Annotated in this window: 25 protein-coding genes and 1 tRNA gene; 18 read left to right on the top strand and 8 right to left on the bottom strand. The window is 49.9% G+C overall.

Translation table 11 applies throughout. The features are described from left to right. Nucleotides 1-40: 40 nt before the first annotated feature. The 4 genes from aspS (at nucleotide 41) to VGS11_02600 (ending at nucleotide 2,410) form a co-directional block, all read left to right on the top strand. Nucleotides 41-1,366, top strand: a complete 1,326-nt coding sequence (gene aspS, locus VGS11_02615) for an aspartate--tRNA(Asn) ligase (GenBank protein HEV2118990.1) — start codon at nucleotides 41-43, stop codon at nucleotides 1,364-1,366. A gap of 81 nt (nucleotides 1,367-1,447) precedes the next feature. Then, nucleotides 1,448-1,714, top strand: coding sequence for a hypothetical protein (locus VGS11_02610; GenBank protein HEV2118989.1), 267 nt, complete (start codon nucleotides 1,448-1,450; stop codon nucleotides 1,712-1,714). 1 nt (nucleotide 1,715) lies between these two features. Further along, the gene (locus VGS11_02605; GenBank protein HEV2118988.1) at nucleotides 1,716-2,093 is read left to right on the top strand and encodes a hypothetical protein; all 378 of its coding nucleotides are present in this window, start codon (nucleotides 1,716-1,718) and stop codon (nucleotides 2,091-2,093) included. Next, nucleotides 2,090-2,410: a hypothetical protein gene (locus tag VGS11_02600; protein HEV2118987.1), complete on the top strand. Its 321-nt coding sequence runs from the start codon at nucleotides 2,090-2,092 to the stop codon at nucleotides 2,408-2,410. The genes VGS11_02605 and VGS11_02600 overlap by 4 nt, the downstream gene beginning before the upstream one ends. Nucleotides 2,411-2,539: 129 nt before the next feature. On the opposite strand, the gene VGS11_02595 is transcribed toward VGS11_02600, so the two are convergent. The 5 genes from VGS11_02595 to VGS11_02575 all read right to left on the bottom strand — a co-directional run bounded on the left by VGS11_02595 (nucleotide 2,540) and on the right by VGS11_02575 (nucleotide 6,658). Beyond that, nucleotides 2,540-2,938 carry a hypothetical protein gene (locus VGS11_02595; GenBank protein ID HEV2118986.1) on the bottom strand — a complete coding sequence of 133 codons (399 nt, stop codon included), beginning with the start codon at nucleotides 2,936-2,938 and terminating at the stop codon, nucleotides 2,540-2,542. A gap of 106 nt (nucleotides 2,939-3,044) precedes the next feature. Further along, nucleotides 3,045-3,611: a hypothetical protein gene (locus VGS11_02590; protein HEV2118985.1), complete on the bottom strand. Its 567-nt coding sequence runs from the start codon at nucleotides 3,609-3,611 to the stop codon at nucleotides 3,045-3,047. Between the two features lie 200 nt (nucleotides 3,612-3,811). Continuing rightward, a complete protein-coding gene (locus tag VGS11_02585; protein HEV2118984.1) occupies nucleotides 3,812-4,576 on the bottom strand; it encodes a MinD/ParA family protein in 765 nt (254 codons plus the stop codon). Continuing rightward, nucleotides 4,569-6,146, bottom strand: coding sequence for a hypothetical protein (locus VGS11_02580; protein ID HEV2118983.1), 1,578 nt, complete (start codon nucleotides 6,144-6,146; stop codon nucleotides 4,569-4,571). The genes VGS11_02585 and VGS11_02580 overlap by 8 nt, the downstream gene beginning before the upstream one ends. A 197-nt stretch (nucleotides 6,147-6,343) precedes the next feature. After that, complete coding sequence (locus VGS11_02575; protein HEV2118982.1) at nucleotides 6,344-6,658, bottom strand: hypothetical protein; 315 nt, start codon at nucleotides 6,656-6,658, stop codon at nucleotides 6,344-6,346. Between the two features lie 221 nt (nucleotides 6,659-6,879). Between VGS11_02575 and VGS11_02570 the strand changes: the two genes are divergently transcribed. Continuing rightward, a complete protein-coding gene (locus VGS11_02570) occupies nucleotides 6,880-8,073 on the top strand; it encodes a winged helix-turn-helix transcriptional regulator (protein HEV2118981.1) in 1,194 nt (397 codons plus the stop codon). 55 nt (nucleotides 8,074-8,128) lie between these two features. Here the strand turns inward: VGS11_02570 and VGS11_02565 are convergent, their stop codons facing one another. Together VGS11_02565 and VGS11_02560 are read right to left on the bottom strand one after the other, a co-directional pair. Next, on the bottom strand, nucleotides 8,129-9,331 hold the full coding sequence (locus tag VGS11_02565; protein HEV2118980.1) for a winged helix-turn-helix transcriptional regulator: 1,203 nt from the start codon (nucleotides 9,329-9,331) through the stop codon (nucleotides 8,129-8,131). 237 nt (nucleotides 9,332-9,568) lie between these two features. Next, a complete protein-coding gene (locus VGS11_02560) occupies nucleotides 9,569-10,102 on the bottom strand; it encodes a hypothetical protein (protein ID HEV2118979.1) in 534 nt (177 codons plus the stop codon). 558 nt (nucleotides 10,103-10,660) lie between these two features. Between VGS11_02560 and VGS11_02555 the strand changes: the two genes are divergently transcribed. From VGS11_02555 to VGS11_02535, 5 genes are all read left to right on the top strand, one after another. Continuing rightward, the gene (locus VGS11_02555) at nucleotides 10,661-10,879 is read left to right on the top strand and encodes a hypothetical protein (protein ID HEV2118978.1); all 219 of its coding nucleotides are present in this window, start codon (nucleotides 10,661-10,663) and stop codon (nucleotides 10,877-10,879) included. Nucleotides 10,880-11,156: 277 nt separating this feature from the next. Beyond that, nucleotides 11,157-12,608 carry a pyruvate kinase gene (pyk, locus tag VGS11_02550; protein HEV2118977.1) on the top strand — a complete coding sequence of 484 codons (1,452 nt, stop codon included), beginning with the start codon at nucleotides 11,157-11,159 and terminating at the stop codon, nucleotides 12,606-12,608. A 100-nt stretch (nucleotides 12,609-12,708) separates the two neighbouring features. Then, nucleotides 12,709-13,071, top strand: a complete 363-nt coding sequence (locus VGS11_02545; protein HEV2118976.1) for a 50S ribosomal protein L18e — start codon at nucleotides 12,709-12,711, stop codon at nucleotides 13,069-13,071. Between the two features lie 67 nt (nucleotides 13,072-13,138). Next, nucleotides 13,139-13,235: transfer RNA gene (locus VGS11_02540), tRNA-Val, on the top strand. Between the two features lie 39 nt (nucleotides 13,236-13,274). Then, nucleotides 13,275-13,886 carry a MarC family protein gene (locus tag VGS11_02535; protein HEV2118975.1) on the top strand — a complete coding sequence of 204 codons (612 nt, stop codon included), beginning with the start codon at nucleotides 13,275-13,277 and terminating at the stop codon, nucleotides 13,884-13,886. 21 nt (nucleotides 13,887-13,907) lie between these two features. Here VGS11_02535 and VGS11_02530 read toward each other — a convergent pair whose 3' ends face one another. Then, a complete protein-coding gene (locus tag VGS11_02530; GenBank protein HEV2118974.1) occupies nucleotides 13,908-14,252 on the bottom strand; it encodes an MscL family protein in 345 nt (114 codons plus the stop codon). A gap of 255 nt (nucleotides 14,253-14,507) precedes the next feature. Here VGS11_02530 and VGS11_02525 point away from each other — a divergent pair, with 255 nt between their 5' ends. The 8 genes from VGS11_02525 to VGS11_02490 all read left to right on the top strand — a co-directional run bounded on the left by VGS11_02525 (nucleotide 14,508) and on the right by VGS11_02490 (nucleotide 20,276). Beyond that, complete coding sequence (locus VGS11_02525) at nucleotides 14,508-14,747, top strand: hypothetical protein (GenBank protein ID HEV2118973.1); 240 nt, start codon at nucleotides 14,508-14,510, stop codon at nucleotides 14,745-14,747. A gap of 693 nt (nucleotides 14,748-15,440) precedes the next feature. Further along, on the top strand, nucleotides 15,441-15,908 hold the full coding sequence (locus tag VGS11_02520) for a hypothetical protein (protein ID HEV2118972.1): 468 nt from the start codon (nucleotides 15,441-15,443) through the stop codon (nucleotides 15,906-15,908). Between the two features lie 39 nt (nucleotides 15,909-15,947). After that, the gene (locus VGS11_02515; GenBank protein HEV2118971.1) at nucleotides 15,948-16,661 is read left to right on the top strand and encodes a hypothetical protein; all 714 of its coding nucleotides are present in this window, start codon (nucleotides 15,948-15,950) and stop codon (nucleotides 16,659-16,661) included. Between the two features lie 276 nt (nucleotides 16,662-16,937). Next, nucleotides 16,938-17,318, top strand: a complete 381-nt coding sequence (locus VGS11_02510) for a hypothetical protein (protein HEV2118970.1) — start codon at nucleotides 16,938-16,940, stop codon at nucleotides 17,316-17,318. 258 nt (nucleotides 17,319-17,576) lie between these two features. Next, a complete protein-coding gene (locus VGS11_02505; protein ID HEV2118969.1) occupies nucleotides 17,577-17,957 on the top strand; it encodes a hypothetical protein in 381 nt (126 codons plus the stop codon). A gap of 192 nt (nucleotides 17,958-18,149) precedes the next feature. Then, nucleotides 18,150-18,668, top strand: coding sequence for a hypothetical protein (locus VGS11_02500; protein ID HEV2118968.1), 519 nt, complete (start codon nucleotides 18,150-18,152; stop codon nucleotides 18,666-18,668). A 66-nt stretch (nucleotides 18,669-18,734) separates the two neighbouring features. Then, a complete protein-coding gene (locus VGS11_02495) occupies nucleotides 18,735-18,995 on the top strand; it encodes a hypothetical protein (GenBank protein ID HEV2118967.1) in 261 nt (86 codons plus the stop codon). Between the two features lie 609 nt (nucleotides 18,996-19,604). Then, nucleotides 19,605-20,276 carry a hypothetical protein gene (locus VGS11_02490; protein ID HEV2118966.1) on the top strand — a complete coding sequence of 224 codons (672 nt, stop codon included), beginning with the start codon at nucleotides 19,605-19,607 and terminating at the stop codon, nucleotides 20,274-20,276. Nucleotides 20,277-20,674 lie beyond the last annotated feature (398 nt).

The following is a 20,674-nucleotide window of genomic DNA, read 5'->3' as shown; positions in this document are numbered from 1 at the left end:
CAAAGAACAAGCATCGTGTCCATTTCCAAGCTGAGCAACCCTGTCCAACAGCGCGCCTGGTCGCACATTCCATCTCAAACGGACCGTCCTCACCTCTCAGCTCAAAGAGCACTTGGACAAGGAAGTCGTCCTAGCCGGCTGGGTTCACGATGTTAGAGTCCTTGGAGGAATATCCTTCATACTCCTCCGCGACATGAGCGGAATCGTCCAAGTGACCGCTCCCAAGGCAAAGGTCACCCCCGAGATCGTCAAGGAAATCGGCACACTTCACCAGGAAGATGTGATCCTTGTCAAAGGCAAGGTTGTGTCGAGCAAGATCGCCAAGAAAGGTATCGAAGTCATTCCGGAACGTCTCGAAGTGGTGAACCGAGCCGAGACACCTCTACCCCTCGATCCGAGGGGGGTGCAGAACACTCTTCTGGAGACCAGGCTCAACTGGAGATTCCTAGACTTTCGCAGCGAAGAATCAAACGCGATCTTCAAGATCCAGTCCAAGATCCTGCAGAGCTTCCGAGAATTCTTCATCACGCGACACTATGTGGAGATACAACCACCGGTAATCATCGCCTCGGCAAGCGAGGGCGGAGCAGAACTCTTCTCGCTCAAATATTTCGAGAAGGACGCCTATCTAGCCCAATCACCTCAGCTCTACAAGCAGATGTGCGCGATATCCTTCGAGAAGGTATTCACTGTTCTACCGGTATTCAGGGCGGAAAAGTTCGAACAGCCCACCCATCTCAACGAAGTCCGACAGATGGACATCGAACAGGCATTCTCAACAGATGAGGAAGTCATGAAAGTCCTCGAGGAATTTCTCGCAGAATGCATCAAGAAGATTACCGTGTCATGCAATGAGGAGCTGGAGAAGATCAGCCAGAAACTCGAACCCCTGCACTTGCCCCTAAACCGAGTACAATACAGAGACGCCATCGAACTCTTGCGGAAGAATGGTGAAGAGATCCAAGTTGGAAATGACTTCTCAAAGACCCAGGAAAAGAAACTCTCGCAACTTCTGAAGGAAGAAGCATTCTTCATTGTTGGCTGGCCTTCGGAGCAAAAGGCGTTTTATGCGATGCCTGACAAGGATGGTAAGACCTCCCGAGCCTTTGACCTGATCTATCGAGGATTGGAGATAGCGTCTGGAACGCAGCGCATACACGTGCCAGCTCTCCTGATTCAGCAGCTCAAGTCCAAGGGGCTGAATCCGGAGAACTTCAAGTTCTACATCGACTCTTTCAGATACGGTGCCCCACCGCACGCAGGCTGGTCGATTGGACTAGAAAGATTGACTATGAAGATGACCAGCAGGGAGAACATTAGAGAAACAACCATGTTTCCAAGAGACAGAAATCGACTGAGCCCTTAACACTCATTCCCATCATGTCGCTAATCAGGTAACGCGGCCCCTATCTAACTCAAGTGAACAGACAATTGATTACTGAGTTAGATGGATGCTCTGTCGACTCTCGGCGTTCTGACATTCATCGCCCTAGTAGCTGTCGGTGCAGTCCCGCTCTACATTTCCCTCCGGGTGAAGACCCAATCTCTTAGAGTTCTTTCCGTACTACTAGGAGCGTTCGCTATCACTCACGGGCTCTATCACCTCGCTTCCATTTACTCCCCGGAGATTCTGTCTGAAGTGGTGTTAGAACCGATCTCAGTGGTGTTCCTTCTTGCATTCGGATTGTACTATTCTAAGAAGGGGGTCCCCTAGCATGGCTGACGATCCTATTGTCTTTGCCGCTGAACTATTCACATCCATAGGCGTAACTCTTGCCGCAATAATCTTCGCAAGATTAGCGTTCAAATCAAAAAGTCTTGGAAGCTTCCAGTTCCAGCTCTCGATCTTCGTCCTCATCTGGGTCGCAGCCGAACTTCCCCACATAGCCAGCACTCTAGGGATCATCGATGACACATCGTATCAAACCCTTGGCCTCGCATTTCACTTCATCTCAATGGCTGCGTTCGCACTATTCGTTGGAGCAAGATCGTTCCAGTTCTTAGGCGCCCATCCAAAACCTCAGCCCAGCCCTCCACACTTTCCACAAACTTCCCTATCGCCCACAAAACATCCAGGAGCCCCAGAAAAGTGACCCTGAACAACTTCGACGAGTTAGTAGCCACCTCAGCCGAAGAGGCCGTATCAAAGATGCTCGGGCACGAAGTGTGGAAGGCAGTTGCCTTCTATTTTGACATGGGAAAACTTGCTAGCCAGCCAGAATCCTTCTGCTCAGTCTTATCCAAATTGTTTGGAGCGTCTTCTAGAGTGCTTCAAACGATAATCGTAGATAGGATCAATGCAAAGGTCGGCATCACCACTGAGACCCGAAAGGATCGAGACTTCAAGGACTGGATCCAGATTGCTAGATATAAGTTTCAATCGTTGTCTGGCCTAACGATTCAGAAATAGCAAATTCGTGCCCCATTGTGGGTAAGGCCCGTTTGAGCGACCTTCTATTTCTACGATTGGACACAGAGTATCAGTCCCTCACATGATCCGACTAGATTGCGCAACTAGTCCATTAAGATGTGAAGGGGATCATACTCTCTCTTCAATCGTCGGTTTGTTGGAGCGTCTGGGTGCCTCGGGGTCCTCGAAGGCACCCGATTTGACTTCAGCCGAGTTTCTTTCGAGCGCTCTCTTGGTTTCCGCTCTGTCGTTGAGCAGGTAGTATGTCGCCTTACGGGTCCTGAGGTTTATCCGGGTTATTCCATTCGTTACTAGTCGGATAAGCCGTGTGGGATGCAGTTCGACATCGTTCCACCTCCAGCCCAAATACTTCGGCGAGTGAAGTCCACTCTCTTCATGCGCAACTGCGAGTTGGAGAACTCTGCGGTAGATCGGGAAGGAATCTAGGAGAACTAATAGTCGAGACGGAGTAGCTGCACTGCGTCCTTCGCGGCCACGCCGCGCTCTGAAGGACGCAGACCTTGGCAAACTATGCAATCATGATACATTTGGCGATTAAAAATGAGATCGTTGCAAATACAAGTTGTTGCACGCAAACCGCGCGCCCAGATTCTTCCCGGGATAAGATTATCCGTCACTCGATAATTTGAGGAATTTGTTGTCTTCTGACCGCGTCGGAGTTGGGTTCGGTGAATCTCTCCTTAATCTCGTTTGGCCCGTATTCAACCTCAAGTTCGACTCCAAGTAAGTCTTTGAATGCTGACCTAATGACCTCAGCGTAGAAAACAGACCATTTTTGTCCCCTATTGTGAAGAATCTTGATAGTGTGCTCCGAGCCCCGTTTCTGGTGTTCGAAAGAGAGGAAGCTCTTGTATTTCTTCGCAAACATTTCGTAGGCGTTGATGACGGTATCGGAGTTGATTTCCTTGAAGATGTCCCATACGAACTTCCTCGAGAAATTTGCAGCCGTCCATCTTCCCAGTTCGGCCACCCTCTCCGTAGGTACGTGTTCCATGATCTTGATCAAGAACGCGCTAGGCACCTCTTCCATTTCAAGGCCTTCGACTAGTGCATCGGCAGCTGCTTGTCGAAGCGCGTCTACAACAAACTCGTTCATGCTGACATTCTTATGGTGAGCAAGCTCGTGTACGGTCTTGAGAAGATCCTCATCTAGCCGGAAAGTCCGGTTTACTGATTTCATCTTCCTCTAGAATTTCCGCGTGAGTATATCAATTGGAGGTTCCAGAACTAGTCATCTTCGGCGATAGATCGAAGGTTATCGAGTAATCCGTAGAGTAGAATGGAATGTGTGACTCGATGCCGCTCCAGCGTCGCTGACCCTTCTGATTTTTGTAGTCTAGAAGAGGAATTGTTTATGTCATTAACACGTTTCGCGCGAGCCTAGGCGAATGTTTCGACTCTCTCCGCCAACGCACGAAATCGGGCAGCTATCGGATCCTTGGGGGTCTTGAGTGTTAGGATGGTTCTGCTGAGCGAGCCTATGATCTCTTCGGAGAATGGCACCCATCCGGCCATATCTACGGCAAAATGCGAGCTTAGCGTTCTGGCGAACTTGGCAACCTCAGCCTCCCGCACACGTGGCGGTATCAGATTGAGTATCAAATGAACGGGTTTTTCAAACGTAGTTGACACCTCAATCATCACACCAGTCCCAAAGATATCCTGCTGGTCTATTCTTGAAACTAGTAGCTGGTGGTCGCAGACCCCCAGTGCTAGTAAGGTGTCGTGCTGGATTCCAGGATGTGTGTCGATTAGGAGGTAGTGCAGCCCGAAGTGTTCTTGGAGCCTCTTGACAGCGTTCTCGAACATGTCCACTTCATACCCAGTCTTGAGGGTCCGCATGATCTCAGCCACCCGGGTGCTCGCTGGACAATAGAATATTTCACCATGGTTGAACCCCAGCTTCTCGCTCAAACGTATGGTTGCCGCCTCAGGTGCGGCTACCCCCGCCAGAACGTCATTCATTGTAAACCGAACCTGGTTCGGGTCGACGTCGAAGAACACGTGAAGCCCTGGTCCTTCGAGGTCCATGTCCATTATTCCGACTCGCCGACCTTTGAGCGCTAGGGCGACCGCTATGTTCGCGGTGAGGGTTGTTTTGCCTGTTCCTCCCTTGTAGGAATGTATCGCAATGCTTCTAGTCATGATCCAGCTTCTCTAACCCTGCTTCCTTTTTCTTCCTCTGCAGCTGATCGTGAATTGATTGTAGGAAATCGTCGCCCTTCACCTTGTCTGCCTGGGTCTTGATGGCCGTGAGATCGAGTTTCACTTCTCTTCGGCTCAATCCTCTCTTTCGGGTGATTAGTATGATGAAACCGAGGACTCCGAGTAGAAGTACAATCACAATGTAGCTCCAGAGCATGGAAGTTGATTGTGCGCTGGAAACGTTGACTGACTCGACGACTGAGCTTTGACCCGTGTTTCCGTAATTATCAGATGCGCTCACAGTTACGAGCCAAGTGCCCGACGGGTCGGACGCGGTAATCTTGTAGTTCCCGATCCATTGTCCGCGGGTGGGATCGTATGTGAGACTCAAGTGGGATCCTACCTGCTTGCCAGAAAGTGTCATTGAGGATTGTACCGCTCCTTGATTGAAGACGGCTCCGCCTGGGACGACCACCGTCGCTTGAATCGTAAGTGTGTCTCCGACGGCGAAGACTGTGCCGGGCGATGCCAGCGTAACTAAGAGGATGGCGGGGAGTACATTGAATGTCGAGCTAGCGGTTTGGAGTGGACCGCCGTTCCCGTAGGGGTCCGTGAGACTTTTTTGATCCAGGTAAGCAGTCCAGGTTCCAGTTTGAGCACTCATCGGGACTGGGAAGGCCGCAGCATAACTTCCGAGCGTGGAATTGTATGATGCGGGCACAAGATGTGTCGTCAGTCCATCTGGTTCGGTGAGCCGGATCATCGATGATGCTTGAGTAGCTGCTTGTCCGGCTAAGTAGGACGCATCAAATCTGAATCCCTGGGTCTCCGATCTCTCCAGGGAAGTCGTCCCGGTAGTGAATCCTGTCGTGGTGATGTTTGTCGGATAAATCATGAACTGTTGCGTGTCAGGAACTGCCTTTGGGAGAGTGTTTTTTCCAACTACGGCTACGGTGTAATTTCCTGTACTTGTGCCGGGGAGGGTCGGCCAGGAGGCTGTGACTAAACCATTGCTATCCGCTGTCCTTGACGTTGAGAGCGTTGCGACTGGATTACCGGACCGAGTGATTGTTACATTGACAAGGTCAGTGGGCAGATAACCCCCAGCCTGCATTCCGACCGGGTAGGTTCGCTGATAGGAGCTACTATCGGTAATAGCCACAGTGAATGTGCCCGTCACCACATTTGCAGATGAAGTGGGCAGACTTTCTGATACGTTAACAGAGTATACTCCTGGAAGGCTTAGGGAAGCACCGCTGAAATTGGCCGGATAGATCTTCGAGAATGACCATGAAGGGGTCGTAGAGACGACGTTGCTTGTAGCGGACCGTGAGGTGCCCGATGGATCTGTGACGGACCAGGAAAACACGTAGGGGGTCGGAGGAGAATACAGGGCGTTGTTTACCGAGATGGTGACTGTTACGCCTGAGGAAGTTGATTCCAAGATCCTGCTTGGAGAAGAGATCAGGCTGTACATTTCTACTGCTCTAGCTTGGTTTGAGAAACCGGAGAACATGATACTGACTACTAGTACTAAGAACGGGGCAAGCTTGAGTAGACGTCTTTGCAACTAAAGTACGGCCTATGGCATTCTCTAATGATTTTGGATTTGGAAACCGTGAACGTTTAGGATAGTGTAACTGTGAGAGTTGTCTCTTGTCGACAGATGAATGACTACCGTTAGGGGTGTATGCGCGGACACTTGGAGATCATCCTAGCAAGTCTCTTTGAATTTAGAGTTGCCCTCTCAAGTCTAGTCCCCATCTTTCAAGCGAGCTCGTGAAGGCTCTTTTTTACCACAGTTTTCTCCCTAAGAAGGTAGTAAGTGGCCTGCCTTGATCTGAGACTTATCCTCGCGATTCCTTCAGTGACAAGCCGAATTAGCTTGGTAGGGTGCGTATCGACATCGTGCCATTGCCATCCCTGGCCGTCCGAGGAGCTTGCGGATTCTTCATGGGCAATGGCTAATCGAAGTGTCTTCTCGTACTCCGGATATCGTCCGAGAAACTCCCTGACTTTCTCTTGTGATGCTGCCCTTTCCTCTTCCATCTTAGTTTCCAACTGCGCCGTTACCTCGTTCAATGGGAGCACTCGAGCGGAGATAAACCTACCTCGGTGTATTGTTAAGATTCCGCTCGGCAAGCCTCATTTAGGCTGACATAAGTTAAACAGTTATCGCTCAGCATGCGAGGTGATTCTCCTGTCGCGTGAAGGCGACAACGGGCCCCCCACTCCCAAAACTATTCCAATGTAGGCAAAACATTGAAAAGTTCCCATTGTCCCCTATTTCTTTCAGACCATCTTTGAGCCAGATCGCCCCAGCGGAGTACTTGGAGAAGATCAATCGATTTGTCTCCTTCTTGGACCCTGGGAACATCAAGATTGTCACGGCAATGAGGAAATATGGCCTCCGAAACCTCCAACTCATAGCTAACAAGACGAACATTCCTCGGCCAACAGTCCACGCGAGAGTCTCCAAACTCGAGAAAGAAGGGCTTCTCCGAACCTGGATCCATCCCGACTACGCGAAGCTAGGGTTGGCGAGAGCGATGGTCCTACTTGCCACGAAACCAGGCAAGGAATTGCTTGCCCCTGAAGCGTTGCGAGTTCCCGGGTACTGGTTGAGACTCATTCGCTGTATGGGGGAGTACAACGGACACTACTCGACTCACGCGATTCCGTTCGAGAAACGCTGGGACTTTGAACAGTACCTTGAGAAGATTGTCTCATCGGGAATTGCCACGGAGTACCGTCTCCTCTGGCTAGAAGAAGCCAGATCACCGCTCCCAGATTTTAGCTACTATGACCCGAAGAAGAAGACATGGACATTTGATTGGCCAAAATGGCTCGAAGCGCTTGCAACCAAGCCCGTTCAGACTCCACGCAAGGAGACCTCTGTTTCCGGCACCTTTGACAAGAAAGACTTGATCATCTTGAAAGAGTTGGTCAAAGACGGCCGAATAAAACTGACCAAACTAGCTGAGCTGCTGAACATGACCGTCCCCGCGGTCAAGTATCGCTTCGACAATCTAGCCCGATCTGGATTCATACGAGAATACGTCATTGACATGCTGCCTTTCGCCCCCGAAATCTCCGACCTCTACGAAATAATTTTGGACTTCAAATCGAGAGATAGCCTATCTCAAGGGGAAAAGCTGCTGAGTAGTCTTCCAATGGTCATGACTCTTTCACGGATAGAAGGCATCAACTCCCTTGCCGTGAGGATGTATCTTCCACGGACCCAGATGAACAATCTTCTCACCATGCTCTCTGCCCTCTCCCGAAAAGGAGTACTTACAGGGTTCACCTATGTTCTCCTTGATCCTATGACTATCCGGACACAGACCTTCGCGTACAAGTCCTACGATGATAACACCGGTTGGCACTACGACAATCTAGAATACTTTGAACAGCTGAGAAAGGTGTCACTCGCCTTCGAGAAGGAGGACGGTATGCAGGTCACGTTCCAGAACATGTCTGTTTCTATCTTCCAGTAGATATCAATGCTCGACTTGATTTTCAGGATCAAGGTCGAGCTCAATCAGAAGGCCGCTACATCATCGTAACGGTTAGGCTTTTCGCCGGCTGGAAGGTTACGGGGGAGGTTTCCGCCTTTTCGATGGATGATGCAAGCTTTCGGAGAGCGCTAAGGTACTCGTGGTTGTCGTAGTGCCATCCTGACTTGTCGTCGAACGCCTTGTAGTGGAATGTCTGAGACTGGATTGTCATAGGATCCAAGAGCATGTATGAGAAGCGATCGATTGCGCTTGCTCTGACGAGAGCCGATAACAGCGTTAGGAGATTGTTGACCTCTGTTCTGGGGAGGTAGATTCTGATAGTTATCGAGTTGGTGCCCTTGATTCGTGAGTAGTTCAACACGAAGGGTAGACGTTTGAAGAGGTTCTCCTTCGCCATCATCGCTTTGTGTTCACCAAAGTCTAATCGAACCTCGCAGAGATCCGATATCTCAGGTGGGTAGGGCAAGACTTGGACAACGTAGTCTTGCAGGAATCCTCGACGAGCAAGGTTGTCAAACCGATACTTGGCAGCTGGAAGCGTCATCCCGATTAGCTGCGACAGTTCGGAGAGCTTCTTGCGAGCATCCTTCATTAGCTCCTTTAGAATTAACAGATCATTCTTGTCAAAATCATCCTTCGACGACTCCTTCTCCTCAGGAACGTTCTGCACCTTGCCCTTTGTGAAAAGGTTCAGCCATCCAGGCCAGTCGAATCGCCAAGCTCTCTTCTTGAAGTCGTAATATTCGAAATTTGGAATGTGGGAGTGGTAGTCGCCAAGCCAGAATATCCGATAACCAGTGGCGAGGCCCGATGACACAATCTGATCGAGATACTGTACAAAGTCTTGCCTGTTCTCGACAGGGACGGCGTGCTGTGAGTAGTATCCGTTGCATTCGCCCGTGCATCTTGCGATCCAGAGCCAATAGCCAGGAATCTTCAGGGCTTCGCTAGCCGTAACCTCTCGACCTGGGGACGGCGTCAGGAGAACCATTGAGCGGGCCAATCCGATCTTGGCCAGATTGGGGTATGTCCAAGTGTCGAGCAGCCCTTGGGAACCGAGCTTGTTTACGCGGGTATAGACGGTTGGGTATGGGACGCCTGATTTTCGGGCGATTGACTGAAGGTTTCGAGGTCCGAACTTTTTCATCGCGCCAATGATCTCCACATTCTCATCGTCAAGGAGAGACATTATCCGGTGTATTCGCTGGAAATACTCGTCTGCCAACTGGTAGCTCAAGGTAAGGCCGCGAGAGGGGTGGACATAGGGGTTATAGAAGATTTGGAAAATTTTCCGCCTTCAGATAGAACTCGATTGAACTTTAGCTCAGTCTAGTGAAATTGGAACAACAATTGTAAAGAGTTTGAAATCCGTCGGAACAAGTAGACTCAGCTCATCAGTATGTGCAGATTTGCCAATGCAAGCCGAGTAAGAATTCTTTGACTCCTTCAGAGAATTCAGTCTTATCTCTACGTGTTAGCGAATTGCCTGTGGAGTAGATCCGCTATCATAATTCTCTCCACCTTCCAGGGATCGATCGATGATGCCTATCATGTTCTCAGCGAGCTCCGTGAATTTCCTGGTCAGCGGATCTTTCTGATGCTCTAGAACGAATACTCCTCTGCTAAGGTTTTCGAAGACGTCGGAATTGAAGGGCAGAGCGGTCAAGACTTGCAGGTTAAAGAGATGCGCTATTCTCTCTCCTATCTTCTTGGACTCCTTATCCCCGACGCTACTCGGAATCATGTTCAGGATCAGAACCACCGGCTTCCTCAGCTGACTGGCCACTTCATTCATAACGCCGCTTCCGAACATGTCTTGATGGTCAACCCTAGACAAGAGTACGACTACGTCGCAGACTGCCATCGAGAGAATTGTGTCTTTTTCGATTCCGGGGTGGCTGTCAATTAGGAGATAGTCGAGATGGTATTCTGTCGCCAGGTTGTTGAGTATTGCTTTTGAAGCGGTTAAGGTTGAAACCCGTGTCGACCATGGCAAGAATCTCTTCAAGCCTGTGTCCAGCTGGACAGAAGAGAAGGCATCCCGATTCAATTCCCAGTCTCGGAGTCAGATCGAGGACAGCGTCTCTGATGGGAATAGGACGCTGAAGAACATCGTTTATGGTCGCCCGAATCTCTCCGTCTGAAACGCCAAAAATAACGTGGAGCCCTGGTCCTTCCAAGTCTAGATCTATCACTGCGACTCTTTTGCCTAGCCGGGCGAGCGTAACGGCAAGATTGGCACTAATCGTACTCTTTCCTGTTCCGCCTTTGAAAGATTGAACCGCTAGTATTGTTGCTAAGCTCAGTCACCACGTCTATCCGGCACGGTCTCCGAATCGTTAGTCCGTGCGTCGAGGGTGTATCACTCGACTAAAACTGCATGTTACTAGCAAAGACAGGTACGAGTAGCCTCCAGCTCTACCAAAAAGGACCATTCAGACCTCGCCGAGTCATGTACAGACACGAACACGCACACCCTTTACTTCTGAGGCACGGGTCCAAAGTAGGAACGGTTCCGAAACCGGAAATTGGACGTTCCAACAATTAGTGTCTTGGAAGATGTGACTTGACCCAGAGCGTGAAACCGTTATTCATCAAACAATCAGCATACCTTCGAGTACCAAAGGACGTCGCTGAACTACTGGACATCATGGGCGCACCGACCGGTGCCGTGGAACTTCGGATCGATGAAAAGGGCTGTGCTCTCGTCTACACTTTCGCAAGGCCAGCGCGAGCTATCACAGAAGAGCCCGAACCAGTCGAAATACTGGTCGCCGCACAATAAGCAACCCAAGGGCAACGACAGTCAGACTCCCCGCAAAGCAAAAAAGGGTTTTTTCTAATTTCACAATCCATTAAAGAAATGCTAGTCAACGACATTTGGAACCTCGTCTCTGCTAACCGGCGTGGAAACCGAGTTCCAGCAGAAACTTCCTCACGCGGTAGGCAATGAATCTTTGACTCCATTCTCCCTCTGGGGACCGACCGCTCCGCTAAGTCTTTCCGAGAGGAAAGTAGGCTCCAAGACCGTCGAGAGAATGTGTTATGAATAATCGGATCAGATGAGCCGCCGGGTTGCCGCAACACTGACAACGAAAGCAAGCACTATTGCCACCAAGATAGTCTGTACAATAGGTCCTGCCTCAGACTCCTCCAGAGTGTTAACTCAACTGACACAGTCGGGGATGGACGTCGCACGCATCAATTTCTCACACGGGACCTATGAGCAACACGTTCGCACTATCAAGACGATTCGACAAGTTAGCCAGCGTCTTCATCGACCTATCGCCATACTCCAAGACCTTCCTGGACCAAAACTCCGAGTTGGCAAACTCACAGCCGAACCTCTCCGCCTACAAAGGCTCGATAGGATTACCTTGACGACCAAACCAACGAATGCCAAGTCGAAAATCCCAATCGCTTACCCCGACCTTCCCAAAGCCGTCAGGAAAGGCGATACAATATTCCTGGCCGATGGAACGATCAGGATCGAAGTCTTGCGAACCAAAAGGGACGGAGTCGAAGGACGAGTAATCAACGGTGGCGATCTGACTTCAGGAAAAGGAGTCAATCTTCCCCGACTTAGAATCAGAGTTCCTGCGATAACGAGCGATGACAAGGAACACATCAAGTTCGGAATGGAGAACAAAGTCGACATTATCGCAGTATCCTTTGTCCAGAAAGTTGACGACATCCGTGCAGCGAGGAAAGTCGCGGAGACCAGCGGGCGTAAGATCTTTGTCGTTGCCAAGATAGAGAAGCGGGAAGCAGTTGACGATCTCGAAGCGATCGTCCAGGAAGCGGACGGGATCATGGTTGCAAGGGGCGACCTTGGAGTAGAACTCAAACTCGAACTTGTCCCTATAATACAGAAAAGAATCATTCACGAGAGCAACAGGCTCGGAAGGCCGGTGATAACCGCCACCCAGATGCTCGAGTCAATGGTCTCCTCACCCACACCAACTAGAGCCGAAGTAACAGATGTCGCGAACGCGATCATAGATGGTACAGACGCGGTAATGCTGTCCGAAGAGACAGCGATAGGCAAGTATCCGGTCGAAGCAGTTCAGATTCTAGGAAGGGTCGCGGAAGAGACTGAGCGATTCCTTCCGAAGGAGATCTCACCTCAACGTCGAGCATGGTATGAACACGGTCAAGCCGACGCGCTAGCACTGGGTGCTTGCGAAACAGCGCTACAAGTCTCGGCTTCAGCGATCGTCGCGCCAACCCGTACTGGCCGGACCGCTCGTCTCGTCTCCAAATATCGACCTCCACTGCCAATTATTGCCCTGACATCTCATCCAGAAGTGCAACGGCAACTATTGCTCTCTTGGAGAGTTCAATCTCTGCTGACTAGGGAATTTAGTACTAGCGAGGAAATTTTCCGCGAAGCCGAGAAAACGGTGGTTAAGATGAAGCTTGCAAAGAAAGGCGACAGAATCGTCATAATTGCTGGGGACCCTAAGGGTCCCTCTGGCAAGACAGAGATTCTGAAGGTCCAGACGATAAGCTAGTCACTACCAACGCTGATGTTCAGAAATTCGAGCTTGATCTCCAAAGGCTTTATTGGTACCGATTCAGGATGAAACGCTTCCCTGCCAAGAGGAGTCCTCCATGCGAGACCATCGACCTACCAATCCAGAAATGCTGAACACGATAAGTTATCTCAAACGTGCTGGCAGGCAACACCAAGCCCCCCTCTGGCTAACAGTCGCAAGCTTCCTGGGGAAGTCACGAAGAACTAGAATAGTTCTCAACCTAGGACAAGTGTCGAGACTTGCCAAGGCCGGAGATGTTATCGTTGTCCCAGGAAAGGTTCTGGGATCTGGAATACCGAAAGAAAAGCTTACGATAGCAGCCTTCAAGTTCTCGCCTAGAGCTCTTGTGAAGATTGAGAAAGCTGGAGGGAGATGTATTCCCTTGTTTCGGCTGATAGAAGAGAACCCTCAGGGTACGAACGTTAGGCTTCTCCGCTAGAACCAACTCTTCGAAAGCCTTTCTCCTCGAAAGATGAAATATACTCGCCCTCGAATCCGTCCCCATAGGGCCGGTAGTCCAGCCTGGTAAGCACCCGATTGCGCAGAACGGACGTCGCCCTCACACGGCGAAGGTCGTGGGTTCAAATCCCTCCCGGCCCACCACAAAGATCCCGAAATGATAGAAAGTGATGATATGCAAGAATGAGTTCGCTCGATGTTTCTCTTTTCGATCTTCTGAAAGCAACCGTTGCTCTCTTCGTTATAGTGGACCCCTTGGGGCCCGTTCCGATTTTTGCCGGACTGACAAAATCAATGAGCATCGGTGAGAAGCGAAAGGTCTTCAGAACAGCTGCAGTAATCGGATCCGTGTTGCTTGCAATTTTCGCGCTCGTCGGTCAGGAAGTTCTATTATTGTTCGGGATATCGCTCCAGAGTTTCCAGATTGCAGGAGGGCTGGTTCTTCTGTTACTGTCGATTGAGATAATATTTCGGGGAGAACGATTCGATAAGCTAGCTCTTGTTACGGCGGAGGAGACTGCGGTTTTCCCAATAGCCTTCCCGCTCTTAGTGGGTCCTGGGGCGATAACCTTGACCCTGATCTCGATTCAGACATACGGAATAGTCGTAGCACTTCTTGCCATCGTAGTAGTCATGTTAGCTAGCTGGGTCGTTCTAAGACAGACCGATAGAATCTACCGCATGCTAGGCAGAACCGGTTCTGCTGTAATAGCCAGAATAATGTCGCTGTTCATCGCTGCCATAGCTGTGCAATACATTCTTGCCGGAATCCAGTTCTATTATCCTCCACACTGAGATTCTGAAGAGCTGACGCAGCTACATCTTAGCCAGACCTGCACGCTTTAGCTGTTTGTAAAGGAAGAAGACGACTATGGCGATGATGATGAAGTAGAGGACTTGTGAGATGAAGTCTCCATAGAGGAAAGCGGCTGGTTTCTGCGAGACCGGAGATGTGACAGTGGCGTTCAGAGAAGAGAGGTTGCCGCTGGGAAGGAAGATGCCGACAAGCGGATTAATGAGATCTTTGACCAGTGCATTCACGACTGCGGAAGCTGCGGCGCCAATGATGAAGGCAATTGCAAGCCCGATGATTCCGAAGGTCTGAAGAAAGTCCATGAATTCCTTGACAAATCCTTTCTTCTTCCCCGTGGATTTCTCCATCTTGTCCAATCTAGAAAACCGTCGTTCAGACCGACGCTTACTCTATTTAGCGGTTTATGGGTAGTGGTTGGGCCCCAGAAAGTTGAGGGTGGGCGAACTTTCTCATCCTAAGCTGAACAGTTAATTGTCTAGCTCCTATGCTTCGTTTCCCAGCCTTCTGGATCAACGATAACTTTCTCATCCTTTTTCTCTGACCTGGGCGCGCGAACTCGTCGGCGTTGTTTGACTGCGTAGACGCCAAAAATTGAAACTCCAATGCCAAGTACTAGAAACGCAAAGGAAGCGGTTGAACTGCCGCAGTTGCTGATAATGGTCTCGGAACAGTCAGAGTGTCCAGAGATACCCGTTCTCGTGTTGAAGCTCCCACCAAGGTTCTCTATGAATAGCAAACCACGGCTCCCGTGCATTGTCCACGAGCCGCTCAAAGACCTGAACAATGAGAGCTTTTCTCCAGAACCCGAAGCGAACGTCACTGAGTCGGTCAGAGATCTATAGAACGAAACCTGGTCCGCAGAACCCGAAGTTGAACCTACCGAAGCACCCAGGTAGATAGCACGTCCTCTGAAGAAAGAAGCCACAAAACTCACCGAATCGCTAAAAGTTCTGAAGAACGAGCGATTCTCACTAATACCCGAGCCTGATCCTATGGAAGCGATCAGGGTTATAGAGCGACCTTTCAAGATGGAAGTCCCAAGACCCAGAAAATCAGCTAGCGACCTGAATAGCGAAACATGCTCCGCAGATCCTGATCCTGATCCCAGCGAACCTGTCAAAACCCAACCGAAACCCTTGGTCTGAGAACCAGCCGAGGTTAGCGTGCCGCTCAAAGACCTGAACAACGAGTTCTTCTCAGCGACACTCGAAGCTGAAGCCATTGACCCGGAGAGAGATCTGATCCACGAAGAGTGATCTGACGCGCTAGACGCTTGGCCGAACGAAGTACTGAAAGTCCTGTACAACAGAGTCCTCCCAGCAGGTCCGGTAGTCCACGAGAACGAACCGGTCAGAGACCTGTAAAGCGATGATTTCTCGATGAGACTTGAGGCCGATGCAAGCGAACCGGAAAGATACCTGAACAACGAAGTGTGCTCTACGAGACTCGAAGCCGAACCAAGTGCACCAGTGAAAGCCCTGAAGAACGAATAGTGTTCGGCGATGCTTGAAGCCGAACCGAGGTTGGTGCTCAAGTTGACTGTGCGTCCTCTGAAGAAGGAGGCTACAAGACCCAGTGAGTCGCTGAGAGATCTGAACATTGAAGCATGCTCTACAAAACCCGTGGCTGAACCCACTGACGCGGTTAGGGTTACGGTACGACCTCTGAAGAATGATTCTGCAAAACCCAACGAATCAGACAGGGTTCTGAAGAGTGAGATGTGTTCTACAAAACTTGAGGTTGAACCAAATGAAGCGCTCAAGGTCACTGTTCGACCTCTAAAGAAGGAGGTTCCGAGGCCAAGAGAATCGGTTAAGGACCTGAACACTGAAGCGTGTTCTACAAAACTGGAAGTTGAGCCTAGCGAAGCGCCCAGAGTCCGAGCAAAGGCCTTGTTCTCAGAACTTGAAAGGCCTAGCGAGCTGAACAGAGACTTGACGAACGCCCCCTTTTCCACAAGACTTGAACTCATCGCCAATGAATCGCTCAAAGAGCGGAAGTAGGAAGATTTCTCCAGCAGACCTGAGGATGAACCTAATGACATGGCAAGAGATCTAACCAATGAACTCTTTTCGCTGAAAACTGAAGTTGAACCTATTGAGGTAGTCGGGGATCGGAAGACTGACGAGTGTTCTAGAAAGCTTGAGGCCGAAGCAATTGACCCAGATAGAGACCTGAATAGTGCAACATGCTCGGCGAAACCGGAGGCTGAACCAAGCGCATTGGTCAAAGATCTAAACAGTGAAGTATGCTCAGTAAAGCTTGAGGATGAACCTAATGACGCGCTCAGGTTTACGGTGCGGCCTCTGAAGAAAGAAGCCACAAAACTCAACGAGTCGCTGAGAGATCTGAAGAACGATCCGTGTTCCACGAAACCTGAGACCGATCCTAGCGACGCAGTCAAGACTTCGGTCCGGGCTCTAGACGAAGAACCTGCAAGGCTCAGAGAGTCGGTTAGAGATCTAAACAATGATGTGTGCTCAGCGAAACTTGAAGATGATCCTAGTGAGGCGCTCAAGTTCACTGTACGACCTCTGAAGAAGGAAGTTCCAACAGTTATGGAACTGGCAAAAGACCTGAAAAATGAAGCATGCTCTACAAAGCCTGAAACTGAGCCTACGGAGGCACTAAAGCCTCTAACGAATCCCTTAGTCTCAGAACTCATGATCCCCAAGGAACTAGACATTGATTTGATGAACAGGCCCTTTTCGGCAAAGCTTGACGCCGAGGCTACTGAATCGCTTAGCAACCTGTAGAAGGACGCTTTCTCCACAAGGTTCGAGGATGAGCCTAGTGCGGCACTTAGAGACCTGAACAGTAAGCTTCTCTCAGCAAAACCTGAAGTTGATGTCAGGGAGCCTGACAGGGATCTGAAGGCAGAGGTTTTCTCTGCAAGGCTTGAGGCCATAGCGAGCGAACTGCTCAAAACTCTCGAGAACGAATTTTGCTTTGCAAAACTCGAGGTCCAAGACATCGAGTCAGCGAATGATCTAAACCACGAACTTTTTTCGGCAAAGCTTGTAGATGGCCCTATGGATGTGATCAAGTTAATGGTGCGACCTCTGAAGAAGGAGCTAGCGAGACTCAGCGAACCACTAAGAGTTCTAAACAGTGAGTTGTGCTCGGTAAGGCTTGAGACTGAGCCCAGGGAAGCACTCAGCGTCACTGTTCGTCCTCTGAGAAGAGAACTCGCAAGACCCAGAGAGTCGATGAAAGACCTAAGGAATGAACTTCTCTCCACAAGACTAGAGGCTGATCCCATTGAGGCACTCAAGCTTACAGAGCGACCTCTGGTTAGAGAACCAGCTAATCCCAGAGAATCGATGAAGGTTCTAAAGAATGAATTCTTCTCCGCAATACTCGAGGAGCCAGCTAGTGATGCAGTCAAGAACTTGCCAAAGCCTTTGCTTTGAGACTCAGCAAAACCGAGCGAGTCAGTCAGCGATCTGAACAATGAACTCCTTTCGGCGAAAAATGAGGATGATCCTAGGGAACTAGTGAAAGACCTGGTAAGGCCTTTGGTCTCAGCAGCGGCGAGAGAGAGTGAACCAGTCAGGGATCTGAACGCCGAAATATGTTGGGCGAAACTTGAGGCCATGGCTACTGTGCCGCTTAGTGATCTGTAGAAGGATCCCTTCTCAGTAAGGCCTGAGGAGGATCCCAATGAGCCTGTGAATGATCTGAAGAACGAAGTTTTCTCAGCAAAGCTTGAAGTCGATGTCAGAGATGCGGTCATCGACCTGAACAGTGTATTCTTTTCAGCTATGCTCGACGCGAGAGACATAGATGCACTCAAAGATTTGAAGAACAATCTCCCTTCAACTAACCCAGAGGCTAAGTTCAGAGAACCGCTGAGAGACCTAAACCACGAACTCTTTTCCAATAGACCCGATGCAGAGCCCAGCGAACCAGTCACAGTTCTAAACAGCATATTCTTCTCGGAAAGACTAGCGGATGACCCGACCGTAATACTCAATCCTACCGCTCGGGCCTTCAACACCGAACTTGCAAAGCCCAGACTGTCAGAGAAGGCTCTGGACAACGAAACGTGATCTGCAAAACTTGAGACCGAAGACAATGATGCAGTTAATGTTCTCGGAAAACCCTTACTCTCAGAAATAGCAATACCTAGCGAGCCGGAAAACGACCTGAACAGGGCAGATCGTTCGACAAAACTTGACGCCGAAGCTACCGAACCCGTTAAAGATCTGAACAATGAACTATGCCCAGCGAAACTGGAAGTCATGGTAAACGAACTAGTCAAAGACCTAAAGATCGAAGACTTCTCAACAAAGCCAGAAGTTATCGTCCACGATCCACTCAGAGATCTAAAGAGCGCAGTATGCTCCCCCAAACCCGAGCCCAAAGATAGAGACCCAGTCAGAGATCTGAACAGCGAACTCTTCTCTGCAAAAGTCGAACTAGATCCGAGCGAACCGGTCAAACCCCTGACGAAACTCTTCACCTCGGATGCCGCCAGAGAAAATGAACCTGTAAAAGACCTAAACAGAGAATTCTTAGGTGCAAAACCTGTGGACGGAGACAACGAATCACTAAACGACCTGAAGAGAGAAGATTTCTCCAGAAAACCGGAAGCGAGAGTGATCGAGCCGGCCAAAGATCTAAACACTGAAGAGTGTTCGGCAAAGGCCGAGGCTAGAGTTAGTGAACTAGTCAGCGATTTGAAAAAGGAGCTTTTCTCCACAAGACTTGAGGCAGGGGATAGCGAACTAGTGAAAGCTTTTGCAAAGCCCTTAGCCTGAGAAGTAGTAAAGGACATTGAGCCAGTTAGGGACCTGAAGTAGGCACGACCTTGGGCAAGACCTGCGGTGATAGTCCAAGTTGCGGTCAGGCTGGTTGAACAGGAGCGAGGACTAGAGTTACAAATCATCTTTCCGGAATCTACGTTTGCAACCATATTGCCGAGTGTGATTGCAATTGAGGCGGAGAGCGTTCTGAGGATTCCACTCTTCACTGTGACAGTTGAGGTTAATGTTAGCGAGCCGGTTAGAGATCTAAAGAGCGAATTCTTCTCGGCAAGACTTGCGGCGGAGGACAACGAGTCTGTGAGCGACCTAACAAGACCGTGAGACTGGGATTGGGCACTTACAAGACCTAGCGAATCAGAGAAAGACCTGAGCAAGGAACTGTGCTCAGTAAACGTTGAGGCTTGGGTTAGGGAGCTGCTGAGACCCGTAGCGAGATCCCATCCGGGAGAGATAACATCTGAGGCTGTGGAGACAGTAGTCTCGGTCATCGTACTCGCGGTAGTTAAAGCCGAGTACTGGATGACAACAAAATATTCGACAGCAAGATACTTACCAGCCCAACCGTTGAGCTGCGCGATGCTTGCTGTGGTGTAGGTATTCTTGGTCGTTGTGGTTGTACCCATGATGTTTGTAACGGTATCCCAATTCTTCCAGATGTTGGTGCATGTTCCAAGACTGTTGGTGGCACATTGCCATGCTGTTGCAAAGAGAAAGCCTTTCGGAGATCCACCTATTGAAATCCAGCTGGTAGTTTCATCAATCTGCCAGGTCCCTGACTGTATGTCGTTCAGGTTAGGCTGGATACCAGCAGTGTTGTAAATCCATGCATATCCACTCGGCGTCGAGGTGCTCGGACTAGCGCTTGTTGTGGTCGAAGCAACATCAGGGTTGACGACGAAATACTTTGGAGCAGACTGGTAAGCATCACAAATGAGAACCCATCTCTGGTTGCTAGTTCCGTATGGACAAGTTTCAGCAGTTGGAGAAGTGTCCGTCTTGTGCTCAACAGCAATGGACGCGGTGGAAGATACAGTCAGGTCAAGAGTAAAGCCAGTACCGGAGGTTTCTGTCACTGCATTCGAAGAACCGAACAATGCAATAATCAAGTCGTTCGCGTTCAAAGCCGTAATACCTCCCCCTAGGACCGGGGAAGTTGAACCACCGGCACTACTTGTTTTGGATGCAGTACCAGGATACCCCGCGGCCTTATCCCAGACAGTGAAGGATGCAGCAGGATCTTCAGCACCATTTATTGCAATAGCTTCACCGCTTGCTGAAGTCGGAGTACCACTCAAAGTCACTGTAATAGTGACAGACGATAGTGTACCTGAAGCAACCCCATGCCATTCCTCGATTGATACCGCGCCACCACCAGGATTGAACGCTAGTCGCGCGGAAGCGTCGAATGTGATGCCTGAAGCCGAAAGACTCGAGACTGTAATTGAGGTCGGATTTTCGACCACTACAACAAGAATCGAGTCAGGATTGGAGGTCGTGGTTAGTCCAGTGATTGTGAAAGTAGTACCAGTGCTCCATGTTCCAGTCTGTTTCGCATTCGCATTCGAGTCTATGGCAGGGGCACTACCGATGCTGATACTCTGACTCGTCCCTGTGTCCGGGGTCCCAGACGCCGTTGTGAAGCCTTCACACTTGCCGGAACAAGTTCCTACAGAAGAATTTCCAAGGTAGAAAGTGTGAACGTTATTGGTCGCGTTAGCAACGGGCACGCTTACCGCTAGAATAATTGCAAGCGTCAATAGTGTGATCAGTGATAATTTTCGCGCTTTCAAGTTCCCTCCAGAAACCTATGAGTTGGTCCTGGCTTTCAGAGTAACGTGCGATACAGCGTGAATACGCATGTTGTAACAAGTGATGTTTGGCATACGAAACTGCTAGACAAAGCAGAGGCTTAGCTCAGCGAGCATCATTGATGCTCAATGGGTGATCGGTAGGAGGTTACTCGGAGATTGAAACATCCGAGTTTCCGGTTTAGCTTTCTT

It is taken from the genome of Candidatus Bathyarchaeia archaeon (assembly GCA_035935655.1).
Taxonomy (GTDB): Archaea; Thermoproteota; Bathyarchaeia; order 40CM-2-53-6; family 40CM-2-53-6; genus 40CM-2-53-6.
Note: the sequence above shows the minus strand (reverse complement) of the source record. Positions and strands in the feature narration are given on the sequence as shown.